The sequence below is a fragment of the Nostoc sp. genome (assembly GCF_036916575.1).
Lineage (GTDB): Bacteria > Cyanobacteriota > Cyanobacteriia > Cyanobacteriales > Nostocaceae > Nostoc.
This window is the reverse complement of sequence record NZ_JBALGC010000036.1, coordinates 59050-80130: the sequence shown is the minus strand read 5'-3', so window position 1 is coordinate 80130 and position 21081 is coordinate 59050. Positions and strand designations below refer to the sequence as shown.

The window sequence follows — 21081 nt, the reverse complement described above, 5'->3', positions numbered from 1 at the left end:
AAATGGCAAGTAACGCAGTGTGCGACTTGCTCTCAAACCCAACCCCAAACCCATTCTCTACGTTCGCGCAGCGTGCTGTTCGCGTTGGCGTAGCCCAAGGTAGAGAAGAGAAGACAGGGAAGGGGAGTAAGACTTAAAGCCTCTCTTTGCTTGCCTAACGGCAGGCTGACGCCAACAGGGAAAGTAATGGAAGCGGGGTTTGAAGAATAAGTTGCACATCGCGTTAAGTAATTAGATCAAATATTTTGGTTCTTTTTCCAAATTTTTTTGAACCCACGTTGTAATTATTTAACTATCATGTATCATGAAATACAAGGTTACGTCAACTTTTTTACCAAATTTTCAAAATATTAATGTATTGTAAAATACATTGAACGCGCATATAAATTTTAATTAAAAATGATTTCAAACTAATGATTTTTTTAGTGAACGTTACAAGATTTTTCAGATGAACGCGATATCGTCGTGAAGTTAAGTTTCAATCTCAATTTTTTTACCAAGAGATAATTTTCTATTAACGTTTGAGATTTTGCTCTGACCAGAGTAATAGAGAAGCGCTAATTGACGAGGGTCTTCCAGTCCAGCAAAGGCTTCTATAATTGCGATTTGACACACGGGAGTTAATACGTTAAGTAAAAGAGAGCGCTGCACCTTACCATATCCTGTCTACATTTAGAATCAAATAGCCCACACTTGTAAATAGTCTCTCGTCGAGTAAGGGGAACACATTGCCGTGTTCCCCTAGCCAGGAGGAAAAGTATCCTTGAATCTGCCCTCTGATGTCAGTACTTTCTGAAGTTGAGAACGTTCTTATGCAAAACTGATTTCTAACGTATAAGAAGCAGGGTCAAAGGTGCTATTAGAGCAACTTCCACCATTTTCAGGGAAGAAAGCAAAGTCACTCACTGAAATGGAGTACGTACCTGCACCCAGGAAACTGGTGATTAATGACGAATCACCACTGCCACCATTGTTATTAGATACCAGTAAATTCTCAGCATTGTCAAACAGTCTGAGAATTGTATCTCCCGATGTCACTGTCCTGGTAGTAACAGTTCCCGGATTTGCTAAAGAAAATGTAAAAAAGTCAAAATCAAGATTGCTCTCCGGTTGAACTGTTGCTAATTGGGCTAAAAGATTAACGTTTGAGCCTGATAATAAGGAACCTAACTAATCCTTCAGCCCTGTCCAGTGTGTTGTTTCGTACCCTCTCCAGTATTTTCCCGCTCATAGAAAAGTAAAGTTGTCACTATTAAGTGTGAGACCCACTACCCCCTGGACAATACCTATAAGCTCATCTTGCTCTCCTGTCGGTTTGTCTAAAAATATTCGTGTGTTGCTTCCAACAACTTGCAGAAGGTAGTCCTGTGGAAGTCCATTGAGTTCAATTCGATCTTGGCTAGAGTCGAAGTCATTAATAGTAGCCAAGTCCCCAAAACCAGGACTCGTAGTGTTGTTATCGTCGTAGAAAACATTTTTAGCGTCCCCCAGGACAAATGTATCTGCCCCAGCCCCGCCAATCAAGTTATCAGTTTCCCCTAATCCAGGTGGAAGCAGACTACCAGGGAAAACACCGATGAGGGTGTCGTTTCCAGACCCGCCATTGAGTACGTCATTGCCGGGTCCGCCCTGTAGACTATCATTGCCGTCGCCACCATTGAGGATATCATCGCCTAAATTACCATCTAGGGTGTCGTTGCCTGCTCCGTCATTCAGAGTGTTGTTAGCAGTATTACCAAAGAGGAAGTTGTTAAGACTATTACCTGTCCCGTTGATGGCGCTAGTTCCTGTCAGCCTCAGGTTCTCTAGATTGGCGCCTAGTGTGTAGGTGACAGAAGACCGAACGGTATCTGTGCCTGAATTGGCAGTTTCCGTAATGGTATCAACAGTAGTGTCAACAATGTAAGTGTCATTGCCTGCTCCCCCATTTAAGGTGTCAATACCTGTGCCGCCATCAAGTGTATCATCGCCATTATTACCGAATAATTGGTTATTTTGATTGTCGCCAACAATGAGGTCATTTGCATTTGTGCCGATGACATTATCAAAGTTAACTGCAATAAATGACAATGTTCCCAAACCAGGAACGTTATTGGCAGCCAAATTTTGAGTTTGCAGGTTAACGGTGATAAATACCCCAGGCAAAGATTGGGATGTATCTATGGTGTTGTTGGCAACATTAGCATTAGCAATAACCTTTTCTACTTTAAAGAGTTGGTCTTGCCCCAATCCCCCAGCTTTTTTAATGGTTCCGACACCTGACAAAGTAATGCTTTGACCTAGTTGACTGTAGTCTGCCGTATCAATGCCATCTCCGCCATTAATGCTGTCGTTACCCTGACTGCCTTTGAAGGTGTCACTGCCTGCACCACCTATTAGAGTGTCGTTTCCTGTGCCGCCATCAAGTGTGTCATTGCCATCTCCACCGATTAGACTGTCGTTCGCCGTCCCACCGGCGAGGGAATCGTTACCAGCCAAACCATTCAAGGTATCGTTACCAGAGGTACTATTTGCATTACCACCACTAGCCCAACCAACTATCGTGTCATTTCCCGAAGTTCCATTTCTCGTGTCAGAACCTGTAGTGCCGAAAATAAATGCCATATTATTTCTCCTGAATTTATCACTAATACGTAAGTTCAGCCTTAGTCAAAGAACTATTCATCAGTTCAATGTAAATTACTTGCCCTTTGCGTAATTAAAGGGAAGAAAACATTAATTATTTGGTTAGGAACTTATAAAGAAAAAATATCCAACTACCGATTGTAGGCTGTCCCGAAAAGCCCACCTTTAGTTAGGGACGAGCGAGACACCTATCTGACAAAATTAGATAATTTATTTCCTGAAAATCCCTTAATTAATTACCAAAATGTTCATAAGGCAGCTATGTTCCCACGTTTAAAAGCTTGGGATTGAAGCAAGGACGACGCCAGATGCTCCACTTGGGCAAAGCCCAAGACCGCACTGGCTCCCTTGTGTCTCATGGCACTCTCCGCGACGCTCGTTCGCCCTTGGCGCCTCCCTTTGGGAGAAGACTCGCTAACGCTGCGCTATCGACACAAATATTTTTATAGTAATGGGCAATGACCCACTACTAAAGTTTTCATTAATACTTGTTTCCTTCTGCCTTCTGTCCTCTGTCTTTCTTTGTAAGTAATTAGATTAAATATTTTGGTTATTTTTCCAAATTTTTTGAACCGACGTTGTAATTATTTAATTAACATGAAGTACAAGGTTACATCAACTTATTTACCAAATCTTCAAAATCTCAATAAATGCAATTAATAATACATTGATATATACATGTGACAAAACATATAAGACTTCATGAAATCTTGTTTAAAACTATTGATTCTTTTGGTAAGCATTGTGAGATTTTTAGATAAACGCGGTATCATTGTTTAGTTAAGTTTCTACATCAGATTTTTTGGTAGAATATATATTTTTTTCTTAAAGAAAATACTTTTTCTTAAAGAAATGCATTGTTTAATAGATAAGTTTAACTTATAGATTTATCTATAAAGTTTTGCACTTAATAACACTTAAACTTTATATAAATTTTATATATAGGGCTCCTGTCTGATTTCTAAACAAGATTTCAAATGAAACCTTGATAAAACAGGCTTTTCAGTCTCAGTATGTTTTCAAAAATCAAATCGGAGTCCTATAGTTATTTGGGTTCAGAAAATTAGTGATGCTTGTCTTGAAAAGTGACGCTACGCACAGTCGCTAACAGATGCCTGCGGCGAGCTGCGCCAACGGCGGGAAACGACGCGATACACTTTTCGCTGCGGCGGGCTACGCTTACGTATACCCACAGAAACCGTTGAAACAAATCTCAATCAGCAAAAGTCTATGTAGACAAACGTTTGAGATTTTGCTTTGACGATAATAGAAGGGCGCTAATTTCAGACTTATAGATTGAATTTTTTTGTTTAAACTTGTAAATTTTAATTTTGAAACCACCGATATTGACACGCTTTCATCAAAGTAGGTTAATTCCCAATTCCGAGATTAATAACAATAATTGCAAAACCTAACTAATATAATCGCTCTCATCGAATCAGAGTTAGGGTTATCATCTTCAATCTGATATAAACCTTTGATAACTTTGCTTTTCTTACCAACAGTTTCTCCACAAGTTGGTTGTATATTAAAGAATTTGCCCAGACAGATAGAATAATCTTTATAATCAACACCCAATCACGCACGAGGCACAGTGCTAAGTCGGCTGGCTCAAATAAACCTAACTATGTAACGAAATGTAAAATACTCTAAATCCTTGTGATTGCTTCACTTCGCTTTGCTCCGTACCCTACGGGAAGGCTTACGCCAACGCAATGATATAGTTATAAATTTTCACACACACCTACTTATAAGAAAGTAGTCTATTTTTGTCGGGTTTTAGCTGTTGTACTCAGGTTAAACTTATGGAATAAACTCTAGTACAATATTTTTTTACTTGCAAACTTTCTTAGGTAAGATACTACTAGACAAATTTCCTATCTAGACTAATTGACTATATAGTTTGCTCCAAAAATAGTTGCATAGTAATGACTCCAATAACTAAACACCAACCAAGACTCGGAGTTGAAGTCCTGCGGGGTTGCAATCTTAGCTACCTCACAAATCTAGAGTCGCATGAATTAAAAGAATCACTTTGGAAACATGGCCTTGTGGTAGTTAGACAGCAAGACCTCACCGCAAAGCAGTTAGAAGAATTTGCCAGGAAGACCTTTGGTGACTTAATGTTTGGCTATTCCAAAACCAAAACATTAGATCCCGATATCAGTCCAGACCTCCAAAGCCAATGTGTGAATATCTTAGGTAATCCCAAGGGACTTGCTCAAACAGCAGTAGGGAAGTTTGCTTGGGAATGGCATCATGATAAAGATGGGGTTCCTTGCACAGAGGGACTAGATATGAATGCGCTATATGTTGTCATGCTTTATGGTGTGGAAGTGCCTGCAGAAGGTGTAAATGGGCAGCCCCATACCACAGAGTTCCTCGACATGATAGAGGCTTATAATAACCTAGATCGTCAACATCAGCAGCAGTTAGAGCAGATGTCGATGTATCACTCACCACCAATGTTTTCTAAGAGTACCAATGTAGAGACTGATGTACCGAGGAAAGTGCATCCCATTGTGTCTACTCACAAAGTCACTGGTAAAAAAGGATTATATCTAGGTTCGGACACTGCGATCGCAGTTGGGATGGAAGATAGACCAGAGCAAGCAAAACGTTTCTGGCAGGATTTGTTTGGGACTGTTCTAGACTGCACACCAGTCTACTCCCATGTTTGGCAGCCAGGAGATATTATTTTTTGGGACAACTCACAGGTGATGCACAGAGGTACACCCTATGATCCAACGAAATACAAGCGGATTGCGTTGCGTTTAGGGGTTGTGGACAAGACATAATTTTTATCTCACGTAGAGACGCTCCAGATATAGAGGATAGCTCTCTACTGAGGTGTTATCTTCTGCGTCGGTGTCTGTGTCGGAGTGGCGGTTTCTGTGGGAGTTGGTGTAGGTGTAGGAATTGGCGTGGGCGTGGGCGTGGGCGTGGGCGTAGGTGTTTGCGTGGGCGATGGAGGAGGAGTGGGATTTTCCGCTATAATGTTGAGTTGATAATCTACTGGTTTCGATGCTGTGGAAACCACGACAAACTCGTAAAATCCCTTTTCTGGTAATTTAGTTGACAAACTACGCTCTTTAGAATCTTCTAAAAATTGGATTTTGCCAGAGGGTGAATAGACTGATAACAAAACTTGGGAATTTGCTTGTAGCTTCAAGTCCAAAGATTGCTCTTTGGCAAGTCCAGCAATGAATACTTTACCACCACCAGGTTGGAGACTACCGCTGACTGTTTTGCCGATAGCGCCCGGATCAAATACAAGTTTCTGGAAAGCGCTACCGGCGAGGATAGCACTGAGTTGATCGTTAACAAAACCGTACCAAACTTGTCCAATGGGCTGAGAGCGGAAATCTTTACCACGCTGTTCAGGGAATGCACTTAAGAAAGCAGCATCTCCCAAATCATACAAGGAACGACTACCAACGTTGATTTTGTTGACTTCCACTTTCCAGCGATCGCGTTCAGCAGTTGTATAAGTTCCCAGTTGTCGGCGTGTAGTTGAACTCAGTAGCGCTAGCTTTTCCAGTAATTCTGAGGCTGTTTTATCCCATTCTGCCCGCAAACTTTCATCTTTAGGGCCATCGCTGAGAGTGCGTCCCCGTAAATTGGGATTTCTGTCCCAAAAAACTTGATTCACCAAGTTCACGTAGAAATTTTCATTAATATCCAACTGTTGACGGCGATCGCTTAATCTTTCTTTGCGCTGCCGTTCTGCTGGTGAATATTGCGCTGAAGGATCGGTCGGTTGGTCACTGGTTGGAATTGGGCTGGCTGTGGGAGTAGGTTTGACTTCCCCGACATCGCGCCTGCTATTTATTCCCCACCAAACTAATCCAGCAGTCCCAGCTACTACCGCCGCCACAAGGAAAGTTTTTGTTGGTGTCCACCAAGTTGTGGGCTGAGAGTATGGTGGAGATGTAGCTTTAGCTTCCCGCAGGGTGGGGGATGGGGAAGGTGGAGAGATGGCGACGGTGGCAGATGTGGGTTCTGGTGCAGTGGGATACTGAGTTGGGGGAAAGTTAGCTGGGGGCGGGTTGAGGGCTTGGAGTACTTGACGGGTTGATTGATACCTATCGCTTGGTCTGGCAGATAGCATTTTATCTAATACCTGGGCCAAAATTGGACTCAGGCTAACTTCGCGTCGCCACTGCCAGGTAAGAGTGTAGGTATCAATTAATTCTTGAGGTTGTTTTCCTGTCAGTAAAACCAGCATTGTTGCTGCCAAAGCATACAAGTCGCTGTGGGGAGATACTAACCCAGTTTGCATCTGTTCTGGGGGCGCAAATCCTACTTTACCCAATAGGGTTGGTGATGGGGAAGATGCAACTACGCCGGGTTGGTAATATTGGGAAGCAACGGTTGCTACTACTTGTTTGACACCGCCAAAATCAATTAACATTGGCAGTTGGTCAACAGTCCGAAGCATTAAGTTATCTGGAGAAATATCTCGATGAATTACTCCTAGTGAGTGGATGTATTCCAACACTGACAAAATTGAAAGCAACAATTGGCGCACTTCCGTCTCTGTAAAGCTCAAACCCTGCTGTATCCGGGCATTTAACAACGAGTTGTAAGTTTCCCCTTCTACATAATCTTGCACCAAAAACAGATATTCTTTGCCCCCTAAGTTCATGCGAAGCAGTTCCCGGAAGCGGGGAATTTGGGGATGTTGCAGTTTATAGAGAACACTTGCTTCTCTCTCAAACAGTTCTTCTGCTTTTTGGACAACGTAAGCGGTTTGAACTTGAGGAGAAAATTCTTTTAAAACACAAAGTTCGCGGAAACGATTGACATCTTCAGCTAAATAAGTGCGTCCAAAGCCACCTTGACCAATTTGACGCACAATCACATAGCGATCGCCTAAAGTTAGTCCTGGTTGGATACTATAACTCATGGGCGTACCCAACAACTTTTCACCACACTGGAGACAAAAGCGACTACTTGGGGAATTTTCATGTCCTTTAGAACAATATATTTTAGTCATTAGTCATTAGTCATTAGTTATTAGTCATTAGTTATTAGTGACTCTTCCCTAATCCCCTTACTTGCCAGATTGTACTTTACTGATTTGATCAGCTGCGATCGCATACCAAATTTGACCAAAAGTCTGTTGATTCAGTTTCCCACGCTGCTGACCAGGAAACAACCGATCAAATTTTTCATTTGTGTCTTTGTTCAGTTGATCAATTGTATACTTCCCAAACTGCCCCGACCGCGCTTGCCGTCTCCATATTTCGTAACCTTGTTCAGTATATTTACCCAATTTCCGACGAGCTGCTGTACTGAGGTTAGCCTGTTCTAGTTTATCCAATAAATCGTCAGCGATACCTGACCATTCATCTCGTAAACCAGCGTCTTCAGGTTTAGATGTCAGGCTACGTCCCTTTAATTCCGGTTTTTTTGTATAAAATAAATTATCTACGAAGGGAATAAAAAATCTTTCAGTAATTTCTAGCTGTTGACGACGACTGGTAATTTCCTGGAGGTCGCCATTTTTTCCTTTGTCGCTGACTGGTTTACCGCTGGGTGGAAACTGGGGAATTTGCGGTAAGGAAATTGATGGGATAGTGATTGAAGTTACACTCCGAATGATTGCATTTCCCACCGCCAAAGTTAATCCAATTAAAGCTGTTCCCCCTAGACTGATCACAAAAGGTCGAATCCAAACAGGCCAAGATATCGGTTTAGCGATTGCTTGCGTTTTATTCTGAAATCTACTCAAAACAGCACTGGCACCTTGTCTTCCAGGAGCAACTACCATTGTTTTAATCTTGGTGGTAATATAATTACCTGGGGATTTAGTCACAGTTAGCGATGGTAAATCTTTGAGGATTTGCTCGGCTCGTTGGTAGCGATCGCTCGGTTTATAAGCCACCATCTTTTTTAACACCGCTTCCAGTTGGGGACTAACTCGGATTTCCTTTCCCCATCCCCAAATTCCCTGATAGCTGTCGTATAATTTTTGCGGTTCTTTTCCTGTAAGCAACACCAATGTCGTCACCGCTAAAGAGTATAAATCACTACTAAAAAATACTTTTCCCTGCCTAAGCTGTTCTTCTGGGGCGTAGCCTTTTTTACCCAACAAAGTGTTATTTCCAACTAGCTTAGTACGCCAAAAACCTTGTGAAGCTGGCAATTGCTTGACACCACCAAAATCAATCAGCACTGGCAGATTATCATAATGCCGCCAAATCAAATTATCAGGAGAGATATCACGGTGAACCACATCTCGTGAGTGGATGTAGGATAACACGGGTAAAACCTGTTGCAGTAGGGTAATTACTTCCTCTTCACTGAAGGCTTTTCCTTGACTCTGACGCTGTTCTAATAATTGGTAGTAATTGTCACCATCCACATAATCTTGCACTAGAAAGAAAAAATCTTTAGTGCCTATCTTCACTTGTAGCGAGGCGTGAAAATGCGGAATTTGTGGATGCTGGAGTTTTTTCAGAACATTTGCTTCTCGCTCAAATAACTCTTTAGCTTTTTGTAAATCTTGCTGTTCTTGGACTTGGGGTGCAAATTCCTTCAGCACACATGTTTGATGAGATTTATCTCTATCCTCCGCTAAATAGGTGCGTCCAAAGCCACCCTGCCCTAGATGACGGATAATTTGATAGCGATTATCCACAACCTGTCCCACAGCAAGAGGTAATGGCTCACCACAATGGGTACAAAAGCGGTTACTACCATTATTTGTGTGTTGTTTACTGCAATAGAGCTGCATGGTGCTGAAGGATAAATTAAGGTTTTATTGAGTGACTACAACGCGCCTACCCTCATTTTCGGATATCCTACCAAACGTTAGGAGCAGGATGTTCCGATATTAAATCCGTGTTGCTAAGAATCACTGGAGTTTTGAAGGTATCAGATAACAGCTAAAATACTAGCAGCAAGTAACAAATTATCGGGCTTTAAGTCAAGAGCAACTAACAAGTGGCAAGTTTTGTGGCTCTTCTCTTTATCCCCGTTGCAAAACTTAATTACGTAGCTTGCTTCTCGCGCCTTGGCAAGTATTACGAATTACATAGCTTGCTTCTCGCGCCTTGGCAAGTATTACGAATTACATAGCTTGCTTCTCGCGCCTTGGCGAGTATTCCGAATTACGAATTATTTTAACGGTGTTGGTTCTACTTCAGGATAAACAACAAGCGTCATGAACTGCAAATCACAACAGCAGCGAGCAATTAAAGCATTTGAAGATTTTTTGTCTACTCCCCTAGAAACGCTATTAAAACGGCATCTCAACACTCAAACTTCGATAGCTTTGAGTTTATTTCACGATGTGGCGGCTAATGTACCAGCCTACAAGGCTTTTTTAGCAGAAAGGGAAATTAATCCCGCGACTATTCAAACCTTAGAGGAGTTTCAAAAACTCCCAGCGATCGCTAAACAAAATTATATACTGCGTTATCCTTTAGCTGACTTGTGCCGCAACGGGCAACTCCAAGGGTGCGACATGATAGCTGCTTCATCAGGTTCTAGTGGAAAACCGACATTTTGGCCGCGTTTTTTCACAGATGAACTCCAAATAGCCACACGCTTTGAACAGATTTTTCACGATAGTTTTCATGCAGATACTCGACGTACCCTAGCAGTGATTTGTTTCACTTTGGGCACTTGGGTAGGTGGAATATTCACCACCAATTGCTGTCGTTATCTTGCTAGCAAAGGTTATCTCATCACTGTAATTACTCCTGGTAACAACAAAGAAGAAATCTTGCGAGTTGTCGAGGAACTAGGTTCAGCTTTTGAACAAGTGGTGTTATTGGGATACCCACCATTTTTAAAAGATGTGATTGATACTGGTATCGCTCGTGGTGTGGAGTGGCAGCAATATCAGATTAAATTAGTGATGGCCGGAGAAGTATTTAGTGAAGAATGGCGGAGTTTGGTTGCTGAAAGAATTGGTTCACAAAATCCTTACTCTGATTTTGCATCACTCTACGGCACTGCGGATGCGGGAGTTTTAGGGAATGAAACACCGTTAAGTATTTGCATTCGCCGTTTTTTGGCAGAAAATCCCAATGCAGCTAGAGCTTTATTTGGGGAATCACGTTTACCTACACTAGTACAGTATGATCCTTGCAGTCGCTTTTTTGAAGTTGAAAATGGCGGATTGCTGTTTTCGGGAGACAACGGTATTCCTTTAGCGCGTTATGACATCTTGGATACTGGCGGGATAATTAGTTATGATGCCATGCTGCAATTTTTAGCTGAATGGGGATTTAACCCGCTTGAAAATCTCCGTTCTGACACTCAACAATCACCTAGAGGTATTCATCAGCTACCTTTCGTTTATGTCTTCGGTCGTTCCAACTTTACAGTTTCCTACTTTGGCGCAAATATCTATCCAGAAAATGTGACGGTGGGATTAGAGCAACCAGTAATTCAAGATTGGGTGACAGGTAAATTTGTGTTGCAGGTGAAGGAAGATGCAGATAAGAATCGATTTTTATCTGTAGTTGTGGAGTTAGCACCAGGGGTAGAGGGTAGTGAAGCTCTAAGGGAAGCGATCGCATCTTCCATTCTTTCACAACTACTACGTCTAAATAGCGAGTTTGCTAATTATGTTCCCCCAGAATATCAAACACCACAGGTTACATTAGCACCAATGGGTGATTCCGAATATTTCCCCATTGGGGTGAAACATCGTTATACCCGTCAATAGGGGAATAGGAAATAGTTTTCGGTTAGATTAATATTGGAGTTAGTTTCTCAGGGAAATAAGGCAAAAATACTATAATTTGTGAAAAGCGATACTATAATTTGTGAAAAGCGTAATTAATTCTACTTCTAAAGACGCAAAATGGCAGAAGATAAAGTTCGGGGAGACGATTTAAGGTTAGATGTAAAACTGGAATTTCGGGAAGCGGTATTTGGGTGTGAAAAAGAAATTCGCATTTCGCATCTAGAAAAGTGTGAAGTGTGTAATGGTTCAGGTATTAAAGCAAGAACGCGCCCTCAGACTTGTTCTACTTGTACTGGTTCCGGTCAAGTAAGCAAGATCATCAGAACACCCTCTGGTAGTTTCAGACAAGTCGAGAATTGTCCCACTTGCAATGGGACAGGGATGTTTCTTGAAGACAAAGTAATTGAAGACAAATGTGATGCTTGTGATGGCAAAGGCACAAATCAAGTCATCAAGAAACTTTTAATTACTATTCCTGCTGGGGTGGACAACGGTACGCGCTTGCGGATCTCACAAAAAGGGGATGCAGGTTTACGTGGTGGTTCTCCTGGGGATTTATACGTCTACTTTTTTGTGAATGAGGATGAGGAATTCGAGCGTGATGGCATTAACATCCTCTCAAAAATCAGAATTGGCCACCAACAAGCACTCTCAGGCTGCCGTTTAGAAGTATATACGATAGATGGACTAGTGGAACTTATCATTCCACCAAAAACCCAGCCGAATACGATAATGAAGCTAGAAAATCGCGGTGTACCTCGCTTGGGAAATTTTTTTAGTCGAGGCGACCATTTGATCACCGTTATTGTTTAAATTTGATAAATAATATTTTATACAAAGAGAATATTGCACCTTTTATTAACTTACAGATAGTAATAATTATCACGTCTTCATTATTTCTACGCTGTTTTATTCCTCAATCAACTCAAAATTCACCCGTTCATAAATATCACGCAAGGCAATTTGAAAATCGATAGAATCTAAAACTAAAACTGCATCTTCACTTTCATATTCCTTAAAAATCCATTGTCCTTCTGCTTGCTTGGCAAATTGTTCCACAGTAAAACTATACTGGTCAATCATAATATATTCCTGAAAACCAGGAATTGAACGATAATATTTAAACTTATCTGTTTTGTCATAGTTTTTAGTTGAATTTGATAAAACTTCAACAATTAACAAGGGATTAGTAATAGTTGTTGTACCTGTTCCCTCATAAATAGGCTTACCTTTGATGACTATAATATCAGGATAAGTATAAAGATGATAACGAGGTATTGATAATTTTACATCGCCTATGTAAATCTCATATTCTTGTCCTTGCACTGTCAGGGGAAATTTTTTATAAAAATTACCTGCAATTTTGTTGTGGTTGGTTGTTCCCCCTGTCATTGGTATAATTTCTCCATCTTTGTATTCATTTTTATATTCAGCTTTCTCTTCTAATTCCAAATATTCTTCTGGGGTGTAGTAGCGCTTTTCTATTTGTAAAACCATATTAATTAACTCACAAAATAGGGGAATGGCTATGTTATCAATAGCGTAACGTACCCGAAAGATAGCGAAAATAAATATTTTTGTTATACAAATACGATTGCAGACAATGTAACAATAGCGATCGCAAGCCAATACTTTTAACCATACCCACCAGTGAACGCCCCTACCAATATCTCTGCACAAACTCAGAGTCGCAAAGCAGATCACATTCGCATCTGCTTAGAGGAAGATGTTCAGTGTGATCAAATCACCAATGGACTGCAACGTTATCGTTTCACCCATTCTTGCTTACCCGAACTAAACCACAACGATATTGATATCAGTACAACTTTCCTGGGGAAACACCTTGGCGCACCCTTGTTAATTTCTTCCATGACTGGCGGAACAGAACAAGCCGGAATGATTAACCAACGTTTGGCCCAAGTCGCGCAACATTACAAAATTGCAATGGGTGTCGGTTCCCAACGGGTAGCGGTAGAAAAACCCCAGGTGGCTGATAGTTTTGCTGTCCGCAAGTATGCTCCCGATGTTCTGCTATTTGCGAATCTGGGCGCTGTGCAACTTAATTATAAGTACGGCTTAGATGAATGTTTGCGGGTAGTTGATATCCTAGAGGCTGATGCTCTGATTTTACATATTAACCCTCTACAAGAGTGCATTCAATCCAAAGGAGATACTAATTTTCGAGGTTTACTTGACAAAATATCAAAATTATGTTTTGCCCTACCAGTACCAGTGATTGCGAAGGAAGTTGGTAACGGCATTTCAGCAGCGATCGCCGAGAAACTGATCGCCGCTGGGGTAGCAGCAATTGATGTAGCTGGTGCGGGGGGTACTTCTTGGGCAAAAGTAGAAAGTGAACGAGCAGAAAATCCCTTGCAACGTCGCTTAGGGAGGACTTTTGCCGATTGGGGTTTACCGACAGCAGAGTGCATTACAACTATTAGAGCGATCGCTCCAGATGTACCTTTAATTGCTTCGGGAGGTTTGCGTCATGGACTGGATGTTGCAACAGCGATCGCCTTGGGAGCAGATATAGCTGGTTTAGCAATGCCTTTCTTGCAAGCAGCAGCAATATCACAGACAGCAGTTGCCGAACTGGCTGAAGTATTAATCGCCGAAATCACCACAGTTTTATTTTGCACTGGCAACGCCACCTTGTATCAGTTAAAGCACTCTGGCAGTTTACAGCGCATAGAATAGGAAATAGGGCATGGGGCATGGGGGAGCCAGCGCGGTCTTGGGGGTTTCCCCCATGAGCGACTGGCGTCATGGAGCATTAGTCTTTTGTTATTTGTCATTAGTCCTTTATCCTGTATTGGTTATAACCAGTGACCAATGACCAATCCCCAATGACGCCAGTCGCCTCAAATTGGGAAACCCCCTACAGCCCTTCTCTACGAGACGCTCCGCGAACCGGCATCCTACGGCAGGCGCTAGCCTCTCCCTTTGGGAGAAGACTAGACTGCCGACGTTCCTACGTCACTACCGCTGATGTTCGTTCGCCTTTGACATCGATGACTAGCTAACGCTAACACCAATGCCCCATGCCCAATGCCCCATGCCCCATGCCCCATGCCCAATGCCCAATAACTAATAACTAATGCGTAATTTTATCAAACAAACTTTTGCTAGTTTAGTTGGCACCTTACTAGGACTAATTATTTTTGCTGGTCTGGGAACCACTGGACTGTTCTTGCTGATAATGGCTGCTACCTCCTCTAAAGATAGTGGGCCATATGTAAAAGATAAGTCAGTGCTGGTTTTTGACTTGTCGATGAAAATTACTGATAGCGAACCTAGTTCCGGCGAACTGTTTCAAAACACAATATCAGGTGTGGATGAAGATACAATGGCACTCCGCAAAGTTGTGGAAACTTTGGAAAAGGCGCGGCGCGATCCGCGAATTGTTGGGATCTATCTAGATGCAACGACCACAAGCCAAGCTACTAAAGTCGGCTATGCCTCCCTTAAAGAAATCCGGAAAGCCCTAGAGGAGTTTCGCGCTGCTGGGAAAAAGATTGTCGCCTATGGCAGTGATTGGAGTAAAAAAGAATATTATCTTAGTTCAGTAGCAGATTCCATTGTACTTAATCCTCTGGGAATGATGGAAGTCAACGGTTTGAGTTCACAATCGATGTTCTTAGCAGGGGCATTGCAGAAATATGGCATTGGTGTGCAAGTTGTGCGGGTGGGGAAATTCAAAGGAGCTGTTGAACCGTTTATCCTCACAAAATTGAGTCCAGAAAACCGCCAACAAACTCAGAAATTGTTGGATGATGTTTGGGGAGAGTGGCGCACTGCTGTGGGCGCAAGTCGGAAAATTGAACCGGAACAGTTGCAGGCGATCGCAGATAATCAGGCGCTACTGGAAGCCACACAAGCTAAAACTAGTGGTTTAGTTGATCGAGTAGCATACGCCGATGAAGTGGTGTCTGACCTCAAAAAGTTCACAGATAGCGATAAAGACGACAAAACATTCCGACAAATTAACCTGAATAGCTACGCAGAAGTTTCCGGCAAATCTTTGGGTGTAGAACGTAACTCAAAAAATCAAATTGCCGTTGTTTATGCTGAGGGCGAGATTGTCGATGGTAAAGGAGAAGATGGGCAAGTAGGAGGCGATCGCTTTGCGAAAATCTTCAACAAACTACGACAAGATAAAGATGTGAAGGCTGTTGTATTACGGATTAATAGTCCTGGTGGTAGCGCTACCGCAGCCGAAGTCATGCAGCGAGAAGTGAAATTAACTCGTGAGGCCAAACCAGTTGTGGTGTCAATGGGTGATGTCGCCGCCTCTGGTGGTTATTGGATTGCTAGCGACTCTAACCGCATTTTTGCCGAACCAAATACCATTACAGGTTCAATAGGTGTGTTTGGGTTGCTATTCAATGGTGAAAAGCTGGCTAATGATAACGGCATCACCTGGGATTCGGTGAAAACTGGAACCTATGCTGATAGTCAAACAGTTTCGCGTCCGAAATCGCCTCAAGAGTTGGCACTTTATCAACGCAATGTTAACCGAATTTATAATATGTTTCTGAATAAAGTTTCTCAAGGTCGCAAACTCCCAGAACAAAAAGTAGCAGAAATTGCCCAAGGACGGGTTTGGTCTGGTGTGGCGGCCAAAGAAATTGGTTTGGTGGATGAAATTGGTGGTTTGAATACTGCGATCGCATATGCTGCCAAGCAGGCGAAACTAGGAGAAGACTGGGAAGTCCAAGAATATCCTCGTACTAGCAGCTTCCGAGAACGCTTTTTTAGGCATGCAACTCAAGAGGTGCAGACTGCTTTAGGAATTGAGGCGGCGCAACTGAAATCAGCCAATCCCCTCACTGCTGAATTCCAGAAATTGCAACAGGAAGTAAAGATTCTGCAAAAGATGAACGATCCACAGGGGATTTACGCCCGCTTGCCTTTCAACTTGAAGATTGAGTAGATACTTTTTCTAAGTATTAGTGGGCAGTAACTCACCGACTACGGCGAGGCGCATGGGTTGCCCTCACCGTAGTCTTAATCAGACGTGAGTTCGTCGATGGGCTGGTTAACATTACACGACAAGAGTCAGGGTTGGCAGGGATTTTGAGAGATTTAACAAGATAAAGTCAGCTATGATCATTTGTTCTATTGGGATTATCTAAACTAACCACTCTGAGTTCTATATTCTCAGATTCGGTAAAGCATTTTTGCCCAAGCAAGGCGATCGCTAAACTAAAATTACCACTAACCGCACCTTTAAGGACGGACACCACTACAGTTACAAATATTAAAAGCTACTTAACATTTAGTTACACTAACAGATATCAAGAGGAGCGAAAGTTAACTTTTCGTTTCGCAAATCAAAGGTGAACGACATGAATGGCACAATTGGCGTTGGTAATCTCTTCGGAATTCCCTTCTATATCCATCCATCGTGGTTTTTAGTTCTAGGTTTAGTAACTTGGAGCTATAGCAGTGGACTGGCGGCGCAATTTCCCTTATTATCCGGGGGATTAGCTGTATTACTAGGATTGATGACAGCGCTGTTGTTATTTGCCTCTGTCGTCGCCCACGAATTAGGACACAGTTTCGTCGCCATTCGCCAGGGAATTGATGTCAAATCAATTACACTCTTCATATTTGGCGGTTTGGCTAGCTTAGAAAAAGAGTCGAAAACTCCAAGTGAAGCTTTTTGGGTTGCGATCGCCGGGCCTTTAGTCAGTCTACTATTATTTGGTAGCGTTACAGCTATTGGTTTTGCTACCGCTGCATCTGGGCCATTAGCAGCAATTCTGGGTGTTTTGGCTTCTGTTAACTTGGCATTAGCACTATTTAATCTGATTCCTGGCTTGCCTTTGGATGGCGGTAATATCCTCAAAGCTGCTGTTTGGAAAATTACAGGTAATCCTTATAAAGGTGTAGTTTTTGCCAGTCGAGTTGGACAAATCTTTGGTTGGGTAGCGGTTCTTTCTGGTATAGTTCCACTATTATTATTTGGCAGCTTGGGTAACTTCTGGAACTTATTAATTGGTTTCTTCTTGTTACAGAATGCTGGCAATGCGGCGCAATTTGCCAGAGTGCAGGAAAAACTTACAGGTTTAACAGCTGAGGATGCTGTAACGGTTGATAGCCCAGTGGTCTGTGCTAATCTTACCCTGAGAGAGTTTGCCGATCAGCGGGTCATGAGTGGAGAAAACTGGCGTCGGTTTTTAGTGACTGATAATGGGGGACAATTAATAGGTGCAATCACTGTTGATAACCTGCGTTCCATCCCGACAGCTATGTGGTCAGAAACTCAAGTTAGGGAAGTAGTGCAACCAATTTCACAATCTACCACAGTCCAATCGGATCAACCACTATTAGAAGTAGTGCAGCTACTCGAACAACAAAAGCTATCTGCGCTTCCCGTAGTTCGTAAAAACGGCGTGCTAGTGGGAATTTTAGAAAAAGCAGCGGTTATTCAGCTACTACAGAGCAGAACTCAACCTAACCCTGCATAATTGTTTGATGAAAAAACACTCTTCTTAACCCTCCTCAGAAATCCTGAGGGGGTTTTTTCATAATATGAGGCGTTAAAGCTGATTCGTAAACAAAAGCTTAAAATACCATTCGCTTTAGCATCAGACGAATCAATGAACCTTAAATCATACCATGTCCGTTGGAGTAACCATAATATCCGCACTACCCCACCTCGCCAGAGCATGGTATTAGGTAAGAGCTAACAAATAAACCGCAAAGATTTTCTCAGAAATTTTACTGAACCCTCAAGACAATAAATATTACTAATATATACATAAATATTGTCAGGATGCTGAATATGTCAGATTTACCGCTTCAGTGCCAAAATTTGAAAGAGCAGGTTGAGTCTATATTACAACTTTTACAGCAAGAACCAACGGTACGTTATCAAGATATTACACCTGTACAAACTTCTTTAAGTAAAGTGATTTCTCCAAAGTTTGAGATTGTGTTTGCGGGTGCGTTTAGTGCCGGTAAATCAATGCTAATCAATGCACTGTTGGAAAGGGAATTACTGTATAGTGCAGAGGGACACGCGACAGGTACAGAATGCAAAATTGAGTATGCAGAAGTAGATAAAGAACGTGTTGTTTTGACGTTTTTAAGTGAAGCAGAGATTCGGGAACAAGCAGTTTATTTGTGTCAGCAGCTAGGATTTAAGACAGTACCTAATATTAACCAAGCTGATGTAATTAACTTGCTACGTCAAGGTTCTCAAGCTATTATTCAGCAAGAGGGTGGTGAGAGTAAATCAGAACGTGCAAAACAGGCGAAGGCGTTAATCTTATTACTAGAGGGATATATAGCAAACCGCGATCGCATCAACACGGTTAATAATGCTACATATTCAATGGAGCAATTTTACTTTTCCAATCTCAAGCAAGCTGCTGGATATGCGCGTCGTGGTAGTAATAGTGCAGTATTGAAGCGGATAGAATATTACTGTAATCATCCTCTGCTACAAGATGGTAATGTAATTATTGACACGCCGGGTATAGATGCGCCAGTAGAGAAAGATGCACAACTAACTTATGCCAAAATTCAACATCCTGATACTTCGGCGGTGGTGTGTGTACTAAAACCTGCTTCGGCGGGTGACATGACAAAAGAAGAAACAGAACTTTTGGAATTAATGCGGGAGAATGGGGGAGTACGCGATCGCGTTTTCTATATCTTCAACCGGATCGATGAGGCTTGGTACAATACCCAACTACGGCAACGATTAGATGATTTAATTAGTGGGCAGTTTCGCAATTCAAGCAAAGTTTATAAAACGAGTGGATTATTAGGATTTTACGGCAGTCAGATTAAACAGACAAGCCAACGAGATAGATTTGGTTTAGATTCTGTTTTTGCAGAAAGTATTAAAGGTTTAGATGGTAAGGAAGAAACACCACAATTTGTTTATGCGTTTAACAACTACTGTGTAAATTCTGGAAAACTGTCTTCCACTAAATTCCGTGTCTCAGTTAACGGTTTTGAAACCCCAAATCAAAATTATCTGCGGATTTTGGGAGATTGGGGAAATGAACTTATAGAACAGTTAATACAAGATAGTGGTACTGAGGAATTTCGCACAGCTATTACTCGCTATCTTATGGAGGAAAAGCGTCCACAATTATTTAAAAATCTTGCTAATGATTTGGAAGATGTTTGTATTAAACTAAAAAAACATTATCAGAGTGTACAACGTAATTTAGATAGTCAGCCCCAAGAAATTGAGGCTATGAAGGCGCAAGAGTTGCAACGCTTAAATCAGCAACTTCAGCAAATTGGGAGAGAATTTAATGAGCATATCACACAAGAAGTTAACCAAATAATTAATAATTCTTGTGATGATTTTGAAGCAGATTTTAAGCAATTGCAATCACGAATGATTCGCCGTTTAGATGAATTGCTAGATACTTTTTCTGTAGCTTCTGCTTATCGACGTGCAACTATCAGTCATCCTCGCAATGCTACCGCACCTTTAATTGCTATTTTAGTAGAGGCATTTTATTACTTAGCAAATCAATTAGAAGATATTTTGGTTGAATCTTCTCAGCAATTAGCCGCCAATTTTTTCCAGAGGTTGATTGAAAAGATTCGCAATTCAGAATATTATCGCCACTTGTATAGTTTATTAGATCATGATGGCGGAATTGAACAAGAAATCAGAATTTTAGAAAAACTAATTACTCAAACACTGATGAGTGCAGCTAGTGTAGAGTGCGATCGCTTTGTGCGAGAAAGTCCGAGATTTTATGATGAAGGCACTTTTTCTATATATCAATTTCGTCAGACTTTATTACAAACTTCTCAAGGTTACGACGCTGAAAGTATTGTGGAAGCAGAACCAGCAATTAGGCAATTATTGAAGTTAGATTTTGAACCTAAAGTTTCTCAAACTATTCGTAAATCTTTCCGTCAAACCATTAATCAAACTCTCAAAACTCAGTTGTTACCAATGGCAGATCAGCAAGCAGATGTAATTTTGCAGCAATACCCACAGGCGCGTGCTTATTTAGAGAAAACGCTTCAACAAGAAGCTGAAGAAAAAATTGCGAATAATCGGCGATTATTAAGTGTTCTGGAAGAAAATATTCAAGCATATAATTCAGCAGCTTTTAGTATCAATAGTTGTTTACAGACGATGCAATTATCTGACCATCTTTTGCCTATAATTGGTATTGCAGATTTTATATATGCTACTCCTAGTTCATTAGACACTAATGGCAAGTTTGCTAGTAATGGATTTGTGAACTCAGATGGGTTAGTTGATGAAATAGCAGAGGTTTAGTATTAATATCAGGAAAACACAGATAATTTGGGATTTTTGTAGCTTATAGTTAGTGAGTTTAGCGCTCATATCAATTCTGGATGAAAATGCGCCATGAGGAACGAACCACAAAGGGCGCAAAGGACACAAAGAAAGAAACAAATAAGAAGTCAACAAAATTTAGCGCCGCCTCACAAATAAATGGTATCACTAACTACTAATTACAGCTTTGCGTAAAGTATAAAAATTTAAAAAAGGGAAGAAAGAAGAAAAAGATATACAGCGTTTTTCAGGTAAATGAGGTACACAGGTAGGGGCACAACATTGTTGTGCCCTTACAATAATCTGTACCTCACTAAGTTACAATCTGTTGTATAATTTTCACAAATGATTTAGGACTGCTATAGCAATCCTATTTAATGTTTGAAAATCTAAAGGCTTAGATTCCTGACTTCTTTAATAAGTCAGAAATCTTGTTGTTAATGAATGATTTACG

12 protein-coding genes and 2 pseudogenes are annotated in these 21081 nt (G+C 41.4%); 8 read left to right on the top strand and 6 right to left on the bottom strand.

From position 1 onward, the window contains the following. Positions 1-810: 810 nt before the first annotated feature. Both V7L29_RS09250 and V7L29_RS09245 read right to left on the bottom strand, forming a co-directional pair. Positions 811-1083, bottom strand: a pseudogene (locus tag V7L29_RS09250) (DVUA0089 family protein); the annotation flags it as partial. 144 nt (positions 1084-1227) lie between these two features. Next, positions 1228-2604, bottom strand: a complete 1377-nt coding sequence (locus V7L29_RS09245) for a calcium-binding protein (RefSeq protein WP_334735247.1) — start codon at positions 2602-2604, stop codon at positions 1228-1230. A gap of 1949 nt (positions 2605-4553) precedes the next feature. Between V7L29_RS09245 and V7L29_RS09240 the strand changes: the two genes are divergently transcribed. Then, positions 4554-5423, top strand: a complete 870-nt coding sequence (locus V7L29_RS09240) for a TauD/TfdA dioxygenase family protein (RefSeq protein ID WP_334735246.1) — start codon at positions 4554-4556, stop codon at positions 5421-5423. A gap of 44 nt (positions 5424-5467) precedes the next feature. Here V7L29_RS09240 and V7L29_RS09235 read toward each other — a convergent pair whose 3' ends face one another. Further along, positions 5468-7624 (bottom strand): protein kinase domain-containing protein, encoded by a 2157-nt coding sequence (locus V7L29_RS09235; RefSeq protein WP_334735245.1) that lies wholly within the window; start codon positions 7622-7624, stop codon positions 5468-5470. A 57-nt stretch (positions 7625-7681) separates the two neighbouring features. Beyond that, positions 7682-9367 (bottom strand): serine/threonine-protein kinase, encoded by a 1686-nt coding sequence (locus V7L29_RS09230; protein ID WP_334735244.1) that lies wholly within the window; start codon positions 9365-9367, stop codon positions 7682-7684. Between the two features lie 429 nt (positions 9368-9796). On the opposite strand from V7L29_RS09230, the gene V7L29_RS09225 reads away from it, so the two are divergent. Then, a complete protein-coding gene (locus V7L29_RS09225; RefSeq protein WP_334735243.1) occupies positions 9797-11311 on the top strand; it encodes a phenylacetate--CoA ligase family protein in 1515 nt (504 codons plus the stop codon). Positions 11312-11467: 156 nt separating this feature from the next. Continuing rightward, positions 11468-12142, top strand: a pseudogene (locus V7L29_RS09220) (DnaJ C-terminal domain-containing protein); the annotation flags it as partial. A 99-nt stretch (positions 12143-12241) separates the two neighbouring features. Here V7L29_RS09220 and V7L29_RS09215 read toward each other — a convergent pair. Continuing rightward, positions 12242-12829: a Uma2 family endonuclease gene (locus tag V7L29_RS09215; RefSeq protein WP_334735242.1), complete on the bottom strand. Its 588-nt coding sequence runs from the start codon at positions 12827-12829 to the stop codon at positions 12242-12244. A 153-nt stretch (positions 12830-12982) separates the two neighbouring features. Here V7L29_RS09215 and fni point away from each other — a divergent pair, with 153 nt between their 5' ends. The 3 genes from fni (at position 12983) to sppA (ending at position 16268) form a co-directional block, all read left to right on the top strand. After that, positions 12983-14032, top strand: coding sequence for a type 2 isopentenyl-diphosphate Delta-isomerase (gene fni, locus V7L29_RS09210; RefSeq protein WP_334735241.1), 1050 nt, complete (start codon positions 12983-12985; stop codon positions 14030-14032). A 128-nt stretch (positions 14033-14160) separates the two neighbouring features. Continuing rightward, positions 14161-14358: a hypothetical protein gene (locus V7L29_RS09205; protein WP_334735240.1), complete on the top strand. Its 198-nt coding sequence runs from the start codon at positions 14161-14163 to the stop codon at positions 14356-14358. A gap of 74 nt (positions 14359-14432) precedes the next feature. Further along, positions 14433-16268, top strand: coding sequence for a signal peptide peptidase SppA (sppA, locus tag V7L29_RS09200; protein WP_334735239.1), 1836 nt, complete (start codon positions 14433-14435; stop codon positions 16266-16268). Positions 16269-16434: 166 nt separating this feature from the next. Here sppA and V7L29_RS09195 read toward each other — a convergent pair whose 3' ends face one another. Then, positions 16435-16578 carry a hypothetical protein gene (locus tag V7L29_RS09195; RefSeq protein WP_334692682.1) on the bottom strand — a complete coding sequence of 48 codons (144 nt, stop codon included), beginning with the start codon at positions 16576-16578 and terminating at the stop codon, positions 16435-16437. 105 nt (positions 16579-16683) lie between these two features. Here V7L29_RS09195 and V7L29_RS09190 point away from each other — a divergent pair, with 105 nt between their 5' ends. Then, positions 16684-17808 (top strand): site-2 protease family protein, encoded by a 1125-nt coding sequence (locus V7L29_RS09190; RefSeq protein WP_334735238.1) that lies wholly within the window; start codon positions 16684-16686, stop codon positions 17806-17808. 317 nt (positions 17809-18125) lie between these two features. Further along, positions 18126-20606 carry a dynamin-like GTPase family protein gene (locus V7L29_RS09185; protein ID WP_334735237.1) on the top strand — a complete coding sequence of 827 codons (2481 nt, stop codon included), beginning with the start codon at positions 18126-18128 and terminating at the stop codon, positions 20604-20606. Positions 20607-21081: the final 475 nt, after the last annotated feature.

Bases quoted from the DNA above. Each gene is read 5' to 3' on its own strand.
- V7L29_RS09230 (WP_334735244.1), bottom strand. From the start codon at position 9,367: ATGCAGCTCTATTGCAGTAAACAACACACAAATAATGGTAGTAACCGC.
- V7L29_RS09185 (WP_334735237.1), top strand. From the start codon at position 18,126: ATGTCAGATTTACCGCTTCAGTGCCAAAATTTGAAAGAGCAGGTTGAG.
- V7L29_RS09240 (WP_334735246.1), top strand. From the start codon at position 4,554: ATGACTCCAATAACTAAACACCAACCAAGACTCGGAGTTGAAGTCCTG.
- V7L29_RS09235 (WP_334735245.1), bottom strand. From the start codon at position 7,624: ATGACTAAAATATATTGTTCTAAAGGACATGAAAATTCCCCAAGTAGT.
- V7L29_RS09215 (WP_334735242.1), bottom strand. From the start codon at position 12,829: ATGGTTTTACAAATAGAAAAGCGCTACTACACCCCAGAAGAATATTTG.
- sppA (WP_334735239.1), top strand. From the start codon at position 14,433: ATGCGTAATTTTATCAAACAAACTTTTGCTAGTTTAGTTGGCACCTTA.
- V7L29_RS09225 (WP_334735243.1), top strand. From the start codon at position 9,797: ATGAACTGCAAATCACAACAGCAGCGAGCAATTAAAGCATTTGAAGAT.
- V7L29_RS09245 (WP_334735247.1), bottom strand. From the start codon at position 2,604: ATGGCATTTATTTTCGGCACTACAGGTTCTGACACGAGAAATGGAACT.
- V7L29_RS09190 (WP_334735238.1), top strand. From the start codon at position 16,684: ATGAATGGCACAATTGGCGTTGGTAATCTCTTCGGAATTCCCTTCTAT.